The sequence below is a fragment of the Alteromonas sp. MMG017 genome, assembly GCF_018100795.1.
In the GTDB taxonomy this organism is placed as follows: Bacteria; Pseudomonadota; Gammaproteobacteria; order Enterobacterales; family Alteromonadaceae; genus Alteromonas.
The window spans coordinates 207,403-219,123 of sequence record NZ_JAGJDY010000009.1; the positions used below are offsets into that span (position 1 = coordinate 207,403).

An 11,721-nucleotide genomic window follows, 5' to 3' on the forward strand; every position below is an offset into this window, starting at 1 on the left:
TTAACTAACCACCATCTGGACTTTACCGAATCTAGCTTCCGTTGTTGCCTTTCAGCCACTCCATCACCTTATCCATGGTGATGGGGAACTCTCTCACTCTTACGCCCGTTGCGTCGGCTATGGCATTTGCAATAGCAGCACCAGCCCCTGTAATACCAAGCTCGCCAATACCTTTCGCGCCAATGGGCGACGCTTCGTAATCTGGCGTTTCTAAGAAGTCTAATGCCACATCAGCGATATCTCGGTTTACCGCAATATGATACTCACCGAAATCTGGATTGATGAAACTCGCAGTATCAGTGTGATGATGAATGCCTTCGGTAAGTGCGTATCCTGCCCCCCACACCATGCCACCTTTAATTTGCGAAGACGCCGTTTTTTCATTAAGGATTTTTCCTGCTGAAAAAATGCCATATTGTCTTTTTAATCGCACTTCACCTGTGTGGCTGTCCACTTCCACTTCAGCGAAATGGGCGCCGCAGGAGTACTGTTCATCGTCACCAGTATCATCTTCGCTCACCTCACCTATTTCAGTTAACGGGAATTCGCTTTCGTCGATGAGTTCGCTTAAGAGAAAACGGCGTGGTTCATTGTGGGTGTCTCGCGCATACGTGTCTGGTTCATTGTGGGTGTCTCGCGCATGAGTGTCTGGTTCATTGTGGGTGTCTCGCGCATGAGTGTCTCGCGCATGAGTGTCTCGCGCATGAGTGTCTCGTGCATAAACCACCAGCGTGTCGCCCTCTAACGCTAATTCGCCTACAGAGTCAGGTAGCTTTTTCTCCAGAGCTTTCTTCAACGATTGTTTCAACAACTCACAAGCCTTCATTAGTGCAGAACCTGTACTAGCTGCACCGAACGAACCACCAGAGCCACAGGAAGTTGGTAAGCTGCTGTCGCCTAGCTGCACATCAACGTTGTCCACCTGTGTATGAAAAGCACCCGCGGCGATTTGTGCCAAAATGGTGTAAGAGCCCGTGCCTATATCGGTCATATCCGAACGTACGGTAAGCTTCCCTGTACTATCAATGCTAACGCTGGCTGCACTAGGTACCAGCACATTCATTCGCATAGCACTTGCTACACCGTGTCCAATAACCTTTCCTTTTTTGGGGGCAGCTTTATGCTGCCAACCAAACTTCTGAGCGCCTTCTTGCAAGCAATCTCCCAACCTATGTGTAGTGAAGCGCTTGCCACTTACCGGGTGAACTTGAGGCAGGTTTTTAATTCGAAACGTTAAGGGATCTATTCCCGCTTTAAGGGCTAATTCATCAATAGCCGCCTCAAATGCGAGTGAGCCAATGGCATCACCAGGCGAGCGCGTCGAATCAATAAGGGGGATGTCGGCATCTTTAATCCGATGCGTACTTTTTATATGCTCTGCGCTATAGGTTACCCGTGCACCAGCCCCCGTGGCCTCAGCAAATTCGTAACCCTTCGCTCGCGGCATTGCACTATGGTGTTTTATACCCCCTAATAGCCCTTCGCTGTCACAGCTTAGCTGCATAGATTGAAAACTATTTCCTCTATGAGGCGAGTTATAAAATACCTGACGCCTGCTTAGCACAACCTTCACCGGCCGCTTAAGATACCGTGCCCCTAAACAAGCTAATACGGCATCGTAATGCAAGCCTAGCTTTGAACCAAAACCGCCGCCAATATAGGGGCTTTTCACCTCAATATTCTCTGCATCCAATTCGAAAGTTACCGCTAATGCCTCCACTGCTGATGCGATAATTTGCACACTGGTGTACACCGTAAGTTTGTCGCCATCAAAATTAGCGATGGTGGCATGAGGCTCCATCGCCGCTGATATTTGAGACGGTGTTGTGTAGTCTACGTTTATCGACACAGCATTTTTATTGTGGTAGCTATCCCCACTTTCAACATCAGCTTCAAATCCACCATCTAACGAGTCAGGCACAGTAGTAGCTTGGTCTGGTGATAAGAGCAAATCGGGTGTTTCAGCATCAATGGTATATTCAACTAGGCTTGCCGCGTAACGTGCCTGCTCTAACGTATCAGCAATCACTAACGCCACTGGCGCACCAAAATGCCGAATATGAGGCTCATTTAATACGGCTCTGCTTTGCGTAAAACGGCTTTCGCTCGCTGGCTTACTAAATGGCTTAAGGGGGCCTGCATTTTTGTAGGTTAAAACTGCATGTACACCCTCAGCATTTTCGGCTTTGTCCGTTGATAGCTGCGTTATTTCACCAATTGCAGTATCAGACGATACTAGCCACCCTGTTAACGGCTTTTCATCAAACTGTTGCTCTGCTGCATAACGTGCTTGCCCAGTAACTTTTAAAATGCCATCTACGCGACTAATGGGCTTACCCAATACATTCTTTGAGGTATCAATTTTCATAAAGCGCTCCTTCATGGTCACCATTCTCACGCTGATGTTCATAAAGTGAATGCATCACGCTTTTAAATGTATTACGAAGCAAATCAGGTTTAAAATTGTTACTCCCGTACACCTTTGCATCGGCTAATTCAGCGTCAATCGCAAGGTCTAGCAACTCTTCAGAGAATGTCGCGCCAGTGAGTACTCTAATAGCAGAAGCGGGATACCAAGGTTTAGTACCTACCCCACCAAAGGATAAAGTGAGCTTTTCAATGGTATCGTTTTTTAGCACAAGGCCAGCCCCAACCGATACAAGCGCGAAGGCGTATGAAGAACGGTCACGCACTTTGCGATAATACTGCGTGCCGTGGCGCTGCTTAGGAATAATTACGGCAGTGATAACTTCGTCGTCTTTGAGTACATTTTCAATATGCGGCGTAGTGCTAGGTACGCAGTAAAAGTCGCGAAGCGGAATGTTTCGCACCTCGCCAGTTTTAGACGTTAATGCAACCTGGGCATCAAGTGCCATCATGGCCACCGCCATATCAGATGGATGCGTGGCGATACAGTCGTCACTTGTGCCTAAAATGGCATGAATACGATTCATGCTAGTTAACGCAGCGCACCCAGAACCAGGTTGACGCTTATTGCAGGCTTTAGTGGTATCGTAAAAATAGTAGCATCGCGTGCGCTGTAACAAGTTTCCGCCTGTCGTTGCTCTATTTCGCAGCTGCACTGTCGCGCCGCTTAACAACGCTTGTGATAGTAAAGAAAGCGATGGTTGATGATAGGCGTAATTAGCAAGTGCCGTATTGGTAACCATGGCACCAATACGAAAATGGTCATCGTTTTCAGTAATACTTTGCTCATCTTCCCATTGACTTAAATTAACTAATTGAGATGGTGTCTCAACCTGCAATTTCATCAAATCGATAAGGTTAGTACCGCCAGCGATATACTTGGCGCCGTCTTCGGTAGATAGACCGTTAATATCTTGAGTATGTTTTATATGTTGTAAGCTAAAGGGGTTCATTATTGTGGCTCCAAAGCGATAACATCTTCTATCGCATCGACAATATTGGGATAAGCGCCACAGCGGCATAAATTACCGCTCATTCTCTCGCTGATATCTTCTTTTTGTGAGTAATCAGCACTGCAAGTTACCGCACTGGGATTCTTTGCCGCTAGCTCACCAAGTAGCGCCACGCCCGAACATATCTGCCCAGATGTACAATAGCCACACTGAAACGCATCTCGTTCCACAAAGGCTTTTTGTAGTGGGTGTAATTTAGCATCGCTATCGTTAGTTTTCTTAGCAATACCTTCAATTGTGGTAACCGATTTACCTTCTAGTTGAAACGCAAAAACCAAGCATGCATTGATACGTTCGCCGTCAAGCAATACGGTACACGCACCACATTGACCGTGATCGCAGCCCTTTTTGGCGCCAAACATGGACAAATGCTGATGTAAAAAATCGAGTAGTGTGGTTCTTGGATCTTCAGGGAGGGGATAAGTTTCTTTATTAACAATAAGTGTAGACATGGCGTTTTCCTAAACCGTACAGCCAGCAATCCATTACTGCTCAAAGGGAGTTGGCTGAATATTTGTCGTTCACTTTGTGGTTACGCTATTCAGTTATTTTAAGTTCATAGAGATAAAACAAGTGAGATAAATTAAGAGGGACAAGTACAAAGGAATAAGTTTAGAAAAAGAAAAAGGCCGCACTCTCTTTTTATGAAGCAGCATGTTAATGCTAGTTTCATCATAAAGAGGGTGCGGCCTAGCTTTTTAAAAGTTAAGTTAGGCTACGCAATTAAGCCAAGTACATTTCGGCACTAGGTTTGAAAAGCACGTATCTAATGGCCTTACTGATAAAAGTAGGGCCCTGTCCAGCTAACTTTTTTACCGTCAACTTTTACACTATGCTTAGCGCTTTTTGAGGCATCTGTATTCGAAATAATAAACAGTTGCTCGCCACCTTTTACATCGGTAATCGACACCCCCGTATATTCATTGCTATCCATCACTACTTTCAATGCAGCAATGCTGCTTTTTGAGTTTTGTGATGACTCGCTTACTGGGCTGTATGAACCATGCGGCTCAATAACAGATACGAACAAGGTATCTTGCGTGTCTGTTCTACGCAGCATAATGCCTGGGTCACGACGAAGGTTAAACTCAGGGTCGTTAGCACCAATACGCGTGAACAAGATCTCATCGTTAGCATCATTTACTGCTGTGAGCGTGTAGTATTTGCCATGGCTCAACCAAGAAAACTTAGCATTTTCGCCTTGTGCTTTACCACGCCCTTCTACGTACAAATGTTGATAGCCGTTATCATCGCCTAGCGGGCTTAAACTACTTGGCGATTCATATTCAAAGTTCATGTCTAACACTTGCCCCATGTAATAATATGGGAAGTCGTATTGATTTTTCGTGTCTGAATTAACACGCATAATATCCAACATGAAAGGCTTTTCGAAGTTTTCATCTTTGATCAATGCCATGGTGCGCTGCATCTTAGTGCCAGGGTAGGCATTTTCTTCAGTCGCACTCACTACTTTTACATTTTCGTCTTCGGCATCGAACGCAAAAAGGTCTGAGTGATGCTGACTAGCCACATCATACACACCGTTAAAGTGCTTTTTCTCATTGATAGACAAGGTATTGTGAGCAATGGTTGTTTTAGCCCATGTGGTATTTTCTTTTAAGTAATTACCACCGCCTTTTTGCTCAATATTCACAAAACGGGCTAAGCCATAATCTTGCAGTACTTCATCACCTTTTTCATATAATGAATAAGAAAGCTTATCGTAATGGCCGTGGCTCAAACCTTGCGCTGCATATTTGAATACTAGCGTTAATTCTTCTTCACCATGACGCAATACACCAATACCGCCCTGCTTGCCGTCAATACCATCGCTTAAGTTCACCGAGCTTTTAACAAAAGGTTCTGCTTTGCCATCACGCACACCAATAGCCGCAGCCAAACCTGATTCGTCCAGCAATACTTGGTTTTGCTTTTCCACTACGCTGAGTAATTGCGGGTTCTTTTCACCGTAAAAATAGGCCAAATCTACCGCGGTTACTAATGAACTACTGTAATACGACATGCCTTTTTGACCGTCGTTAATTGGGAAGAATTCACCATCAGCATCAGATAAGTTAAGTAAAGCACTTACCCCTTTAAGTAGCACATTGTCTTTGTGTTGTAGTACTTTTAAGTCTGGGCGATTGTTTTCCATGGCCAATGCAAAGATAAGGAATGGATACATGGCATAACGCTGATAATAAGGCCCTTCGGTGTAATACCCGTCTGGCGAGAAAGGCTCTTCTAAGTTAGCGAAGAAGCCTTTGCGTTGGCCTTCTACTTTAATAGTGCCGCCGTCGTTGTCTTTACCGCCGACTACTAAGCCGTCATCTTCAATGCCATATAACGCACGCTGAATCAGCTCTTCGTCATTCATAACAAGGCCAATCATACCCACCGCGGCAATACCCCAGGTACTGTGATTGTGAACGCGGTTAAAAAACTGTGGGTTTTCTAACGAAATAAAGTCAGCGAAAGGACGGAACAGATTATTTTCGAGGGTTTCACGCTCTTCAGCTGAAAGATAATCGTAAATGGCATCATAAGCTTGGCTCATATAAACCAGCCAGTTACTGTCATTTAAGCATTGCCAAAAAAGCTTACCACGTGAATAAGAACGTTCTTGCGGATGAAGGGGTAAATCTTTATACATGGCTTCATATTGAAACAACATATCGCGAATATATTTCGCGTATTTTTCATCTTCCAATACTTGAAACAGTACACCGGCTTTTTGCGCGGTATAGAAATTTTGTTTATGGCGTTGATGCGTATAGCCGCCTGAGAAATCTTTAGGGATAGGCGTATCAATGCCCATCGCAATTTCCGCATCTACTTGGCTTTTCACCGAGGAAAGTGTCTCATCAAATAAAGGCACTTGACCCAAGTGCTCTCTCATTTTCTCAACACCAGGTTCGGTAAGAATAAGATTAGGGTGTTCTTTTGCTTGTATGGTAAACGGCGACATGCTGATACCAACGGTTAACAGAGTTAGGGTAAATTTTTTTATATTCATATTATGAGTTCCGTTTTTAACAATTCGCCTTTTTTAAAATGAATTAACAATGGGTGTAGGGTAAAAAATTGTTAATAAGAAGATAGCGAATTGAGGATTAGTACAATAACAGAACCACTCTGGTATAAAAGCTGACCACTGCGAGAAAATACAAAAACAATCAACTATTTGTTTGAAATTTAGTCTTGCTTGGTATTTTCACTGAAAATTTGCACTGGCGGGCATTGAATAGAGGAGTAATTAAGGATGTAAATAGGATAAACGTGGCGTACCGTTTTGTGCGCCACGTTGGATAAATTATTATTAGCCCGGTTAGATTATACCGAATTAGCTTGTACCGAGTTAGGTAGCACCTAGCTAGGAAGCACCGAGCTAGCGCTATCGCACCTAGCTCGATAAACGATTATCCGTTACAGAAAAATTAGAAGCCTTCTAGAACAATTTTCCCAATCGCCGTACCTGCTTCTAAGGTTTTATGCGCTTCTATCAAGTTTGCCGCGTTAATCTTACCTAAGTGCTTACCCACCGTGGTTTTTACATGACCAGAATCAATCAGTGTTGCCACATCAGTAAGCAATTCACCTTGAGCACTCATATCTTCTGTTTGGAACATAGAGCGAGTAAACATGAACTCCCAGTGTAAAGAGATACTCTTTGGCTTAAGCTTTGAAATATCTAGCGCTTCTGGGTCGTCAATAAGGGCAATTTTGCCCATCGGCTTCATAATTTCAACGTACGCATCTAAGTAAGCATCAGTAGCATTCAAGCTTGCCACATGGGTAACTGGCCCAATGTTTAGCGCGGTGATTTGTTCAGCCAATGGTTGGCGATGATCAACAACATAATCTGCGCCTAACCCCTTCACCCATTGTTTAGAGCTTTCACGAGAGGCGGTTGCAATAACCGTAGCGCCGGTTAGGTTTTTTAGCAGTTGAAGCATAATAGAGCCAACGCCACCTGCCGCACCTACCACTAATACGGTTTCGTCAGTTTTCTTAGTATTGCCCGCTTGTTGCTTTTCAAGCGCCAAATGTTGGAACAATAGTTCCCATGCAGTAATTGCGGTAAGTGGTAATGCCGCCGCTTCACTATCAGACAAGCTTTTAGGAGCACGGCCAACAATACGTTCATCAACTAACTGAAACTCTGCATTAGTGCCTTGGCGCGTTAAATCACCGGCATAATAAACCCGATCGCCCACATTCAAGGTTTGAACATCGTCACCCACTTCAACCACTTCACCTACGGCATCCCAGCCTAAAATTTTTGGTTCGCTATTTTCAGGTGAAACACGTTGGCGAATTTTAAAGTCTACCGGATTAACGGCAATGGAATTGATTTTAACCAGCACATCACGTCCCGATGCAGCAGGCTTGGCAAGCTCTACATCCATTAGTGCGTTTTCATCTGTTATAGGTAAAGATGTAGTGTATCCAATTGCTTTCATCGAGAAATCCTCTTCTGTTTAACTAACTTACTGAACGAATGTGCATATTGATATGCGATGAGAACATAATACGCCTTGACTGTTTCAAATTAAACAGCACAATATTTGAAACATTTTCAATAAAAAATAGATAATCTATGTTACTTGAAGATCTCATTGTTATTTTAAAGGTAGCGGAGTTTCGCAGTATTACTGCCGCAGCATCTAGTTTAGACATGCGCACAGCAACAGCCAGTGCTGCAGTTAAACGAGTTGAAAGTACGCTGGGTTCCGACCTTTTTATTCGAACCACTCGCTCCCTTCGTTTATCTGCCGCGGGTGAACGCTACTTACCCATTTGCGAGCAAGCCATCACTATGCTTGAACACGCAAAGCAAAACTTGCAAGAAGATACGGGCAATATTGAGGGCGAATTACGCTTAGGTTTATCGTCAGATTTAGGCCGTAATGTTATCGCACCCTGGCTTAATAGCTTTATGGATGAGCACACCCAGATCACCATAAAACTGCATTTAAGCGACAGTAATATCGATTTTTATCGTGACCCCGTTGATATCGCCCTTCGGTATGGCTCGCCAAACGATGCCAGCCTGTACGGTTTTAAAATATGTGAAGTCCCTAGGCTATTGGTAGCCTCCCCCACTTATTTAGAGAAACACGGCACACCCAAAACCTTAGAAGACCTACCGAAACACAACGGCCTTTTTTACCAGCTGCACGATATTATTTATAACGAGTGGGAAGTTACCCGCAACAATCAGCCTGTAAAAATTAAAATGCAGGGAAACCGTGCTGCTAACGACGGCGACATGGTGCGCAGATGGTGTGTGAATGGCCATGGCCTGGCGGTAAAATCAAGTTTGGATATGTGCGACGACCTACTTAATGGCCGCGCAGTGGCGTTAATGCCTGAATACATTGTTAAACCTACCCAATTATGGCTAATCTGCCCGAGCAGACAAACCATAACGCCAGCGGTAAGGTTATTAAGAGATACCCTTAGGACGCACTGCCAATATCAACTACAACAACTTGTAGCGGCAGGTGTTGTTAATGAAGATCGTATCTAAATCGTGATGAGTCCACTAGGGGTGCCGCACTCAGGGCCCTGTTGTTGAACATGGTCAATTAAGGTAGGGAAAAAGCTTAGAAACAGGCTATCTAAGGTTGTGAAGTTTGCTTCTATATCTTGCACACACTGCGCAAAATCATTTTTAAATCTTATGCGTTTCGCGACTGCCTGTATGGCATAACCTATCCCTTCAAATTGTGCATAGTCTGCAAACCAATTGTGCGTAATCATATGTGAAACACTGCGCTGCATAGGCGTGGGCATAATAGGCAGATTTTTCTCTAATAACAAAAAGCTGTGATCACAAAATGCTTCAAAGGAAATGTTAGAAAACCGCGCCCAATGGGTAATTAATAGATGGTCGAATAGCATATCTATTGCCACGGGCGCAAAGCGCCTATGCTGAGGTTTAAAGAGTGCTTTGGCTTGTTTCACGCTGGCATGACTGTCAGTAAATCTATCTACCGTATAGTGGTTTTCCAAGCCCTTGCTAACCCTAAGGCTAAGCGTGTCGAGTGCAATACCTTTGCGAAAATCACCAAGTAAATTTCCATAGTGAGAATCGGCATTGGGCTGGGCTAAAAAAAGATGTGCGAGGTAATTCATGGTTCTATTATACCCAAATAGCTAGCAAATCGTTTACCCCATTAATATTGTTTTAGTATTTACTACGTCCCCATCGGTTCGAAGTGTGAATGTGGTACAATTGTAGTTTACGTTAGCCCTAATTTAGTTTTAAAGACCGTGAATACGACAGAATTACTTGCCCCTATAAATACGTTTTTACACGCTACAACGCCAGATGCATGGGTTGAAGAAGCTACCAAACCTGAAAACTTTTCGATGCTGCTTTTAGATCATTTGATTTGTGAGCTTAAAGCATCTCAATCGGCCATGTTTCTGATTCGAAAATATGCTGTTGATAAAGAAAGTAGCGATGCCCTTTTGGCGTGGCTGCAACCTTTCGAGCAATACGTGTACAAGCGCGAAGGCGACTGGCGAGACTTACCGTCTAAAAACAAACTGTCTAAGTCTGTTATTCCTCGTTCCGACTCAAAATACGGCCAAGATCTTATTGATAAAATGGTATTACTGATTAAAGAAGAGTTACACCACTTCTATCAAGTATTGGAAATGATGGACCATTTCGATATTGAGTATCGAAGCATAACGCCCTCGCGCTACGCAAAAGGGTTGCTAAGACACGTTAAAACCCATGAACCTGACGCATTAGTTGATAAACTTATATGCGGTGCTTACATCGAAGCTCGTTCTTGCGAGCGATTTGCGAAATTAGCGCCCCACGTTGATGCAAAGCTTGGAGAGTTTTATATTTCATTGCTTCGCTCTGAAGCTAGGCATTATCAAGATTACTTATCGCTAGCCACCGACATTGCGGGCAAAGATATTTCACAAAGGATTGCTTACTTTGGTGAGGTAGAGGCGGAATTAATCACCACCAGTGACAGCGATTTTAAATTCCATAGCGGGCTTCCAGCTTAAGGCATTGACGAAGCACTTATAGGCTTTAAAACCAGAAGCGTTAACCTGTGATAATGCGTGGTGTCATGCCACGCTTTCAACTAATTATTTCTTGCCACCTTTTCTCTTTGAGTCTTGTTTACTTATTTTTATTCATACCTTTTTTCTTGTCTGAATGTTCTTCTCTAGTTATTTGAATGCGCTTATCTGACTGCTCTCAACTAATTGATCTCGCCTGATGCTCTTACCTGATGGCTTTTACTTGGTTGCACTTATCTGATTAGTCTTCTTTTACTTGGCTAACCGGGTCGATAGCACCGCCTTACCTAAGATAATCCTTATATTTATTAAGCTATTTAGCCTTCAATTCGTTTAAATTTCTGCCTGATTTCGACCCATATTGGTGCACCTTAGTAATTTAGTTTAATAAGTGCGTTTTAGGGCCGAATTTTTACACTATTTATTTGACTGATTCATCATCCTGTAGCAAAATTGACGTGTAAATTAAATGTTGCATTTTATACTTTAGTATTAACATTGACTCTTATAAAAAATAATACTCTTCAGACTTTCTCAGAGGCGAAGGACAATGCTTTTAAACCATGTTATTGGGATGTACACGCATCCGAAAGAAGAATGCCGTAATATCGATAGACGCCAAGAAACATTTTTCTACGCATTTAGCCACATTGCTATTATTGCGTTAATACCCACTATTGTGGCGTATTACTCAACGGTCTATACGGGCTGGAGTATGGGCGGAGAGCTCATCAAATTAAGTGAAAGCAGTGCGCTATTAATGGCGACGGGTATGTATTTTGGCTTAGTTGCTGGCGTAGTAGCCTTGGCAGTCGTTATTCACGAGCTCGCTAAAGCGTTTGAATCATCAACCACTTTCACGCAATCATTAGAGTTAGCCGCTTACACCGCTACCCCATTATTTATGGTGGGCTTTGCAGGTTTGTATCCCGAGCTTTGGGTGGTTATGACTGCACTACTAGTAGGTGTGAGTTATTCAGTCTATTTACTTTTTTCTGGTGTGCCTTTGTTAATGCAATTGCCGCAAGAAAAAGGATTCATCTATTCAAGCTCAGTAGTTACCTGTGGGCTCGTGTTAATGGTTATTTTAATGACTGGCGCAGTATTATTGTGGGGTATTACAACAGGCCCTATTTTTGCCAGCTAGTGGTAAGTAAACAGAAGATGTGAATTGCTTCACCCATTTTGCCAAAAAGTAATGAACACAAAAAAGCCGCTTAATAGC

9 protein-coding genes are annotated in these 11,721 nt (G+C 43.4%); 3 read left to right on the top strand and 6 right to left on the bottom strand.

What is annotated here, in order from left to right:
* Positions 1–31: 31 nt before the first annotated feature.
* The 5 genes from J8L84_RS15205 to J8L84_RS15225 all read right to left on the bottom strand — a co-directional run bounded on the left by J8L84_RS15205 (position 32) and on the right by J8L84_RS15225 (position 7,903).
* The gene (locus J8L84_RS15205; RefSeq protein WP_211071413.1) at positions 32–2,368 is read right to left on the bottom strand and encodes a xanthine dehydrogenase family protein molybdopterin-binding subunit; all 2,337 of its coding nucleotides are present in this window, start codon (positions 2,366–2,368) and stop codon (positions 32–34) included.
* Positions 2,358–3,380 carry a xanthine dehydrogenase family protein subunit M gene (locus J8L84_RS15210; RefSeq protein WP_211071414.1) on the bottom strand — a complete coding sequence of 341 codons (1,023 nt, stop codon included), beginning with the start codon at positions 3,378–3,380 and terminating at the stop codon, positions 2,358–2,360. Before J8L84_RS15210 ends, J8L84_RS15205 begins: the two co-directional genes overlap by 11 nt.
* On the bottom strand, positions 3,380–3,892 hold the full coding sequence (locus tag J8L84_RS15215) for a 2Fe-2S iron-sulfur cluster-binding protein (RefSeq protein ID WP_211071415.1): 513 nt from the start codon (positions 3,890–3,892) through the stop codon (positions 3,380–3,382). The genes J8L84_RS15210 and J8L84_RS15215 overlap by 1 nt, the downstream gene beginning before the upstream one ends.
* A gap of 323 nt (positions 3,893–4,215) precedes the next feature.
* Entirely contained in the window at positions 4,216–6,456 is a 2,241-nt protein-coding gene (locus J8L84_RS15220; RefSeq protein ID WP_211071416.1) for a heparinase II/III family protein, read from the bottom strand.
* A gap of 421 nt (positions 6,457–6,877) precedes the next feature.
* Positions 6,878–7,903, bottom strand: a complete 1,026-nt coding sequence (locus tag J8L84_RS15225; protein ID WP_211071417.1) for a zinc-binding alcohol dehydrogenase family protein — start codon at positions 7,901–7,903, stop codon at positions 6,878–6,880.
* A 137-nt stretch (positions 7,904–8,040) separates the two neighbouring features.
* Here J8L84_RS15225 and J8L84_RS15230 point away from each other — a divergent pair, with 137 nt between their 5' ends.
* On the top strand, positions 8,041–8,973 hold the full coding sequence (locus J8L84_RS15230) for a LysR family transcriptional regulator (protein ID WP_211071418.1): 933 nt from the start codon (positions 8,041–8,043) through the stop codon (positions 8,971–8,973).
* Here J8L84_RS15230 and J8L84_RS15235 read toward each other — a convergent pair.
* On the bottom strand, positions 8,970–9,581 hold the full coding sequence (locus tag J8L84_RS15235) for an ACP phosphodiesterase (RefSeq protein WP_211071419.1): 612 nt from the start codon (positions 9,579–9,581) through the stop codon (positions 8,970–8,972). The two genes, J8L84_RS15230 and J8L84_RS15235, sit on opposite strands and share 4 nt — an antisense overlap.
* Positions 9,582–9,719: 138 nt before the next feature.
* Between J8L84_RS15235 and miaE the strand changes: the two genes are divergently transcribed.
* Together miaE and J8L84_RS15245 are read left to right on the top strand one after the other, a co-directional pair.
* Positions 9,720–10,478, top strand: coding sequence for a tRNA isopentenyl-2-thiomethyl-A-37 hydroxylase MiaE (miaE, locus tag J8L84_RS15240; protein WP_211071420.1), 759 nt, complete (start codon positions 9,720–9,722; stop codon positions 10,476–10,478).
* A 568-nt stretch (positions 10,479–11,046) separates the two neighbouring features.
* Positions 11,047–11,643: a Yip1 family protein gene (locus tag J8L84_RS15245; RefSeq protein WP_211071421.1), complete on the top strand. Its 597-nt coding sequence runs from the start codon at positions 11,047–11,049 to the stop codon at positions 11,641–11,643.
* Positions 11,644–11,721: the final 78 nt, after the last annotated feature.

Bases quoted from the DNA above. Each gene is read 5' to 3' on its own strand.
- J8L84_RS15205 (WP_211071413.1), bottom strand. From the start codon at position 2,368: ATGAAAATTGATACCTCAAAGAATGTATTGGGTAAGCCCATTAGTCGC.
- J8L84_RS15210 (WP_211071414.1), bottom strand. From the start codon at position 3,380: ATGAACCCCTTTAGCTTACAACATATAAAACATACTCAAGATATTAAC.
- J8L84_RS15215 (WP_211071415.1), bottom strand. From the start codon at position 3,892: ATGTCTACACTTATTGTTAATAAAGAAACTTATCCCCTCCCTGAAGAT.
- J8L84_RS15220 (WP_211071416.1), bottom strand. From the start codon at position 6,456: ATGAATATAAAAAAATTTACCCTAACTCTGTTAACCGTTGGTATCAGC.
- J8L84_RS15225 (WP_211071417.1), bottom strand. From the start codon at position 7,903: ATGAAAGCAATTGGATACACTACATCTTTACCTATAACAGATGAAAAC.
- J8L84_RS15230 (WP_211071418.1), top strand. From the start codon at position 8,041: ATGTTACTTGAAGATCTCATTGTTATTTTAAAGGTAGCGGAGTTTCGC.
- J8L84_RS15235 (WP_211071419.1), bottom strand. From the start codon at position 9,581: ATGAATTACCTCGCACATCTTTTTTTAGCCCAGCCCAATGCCGATTCT.
- J8L84_RS15245 (WP_211071421.1), top strand. From the start codon at position 11,047: ATGCTTTTAAACCATGTTATTGGGATGTACACGCATCCGAAAGAAGAA.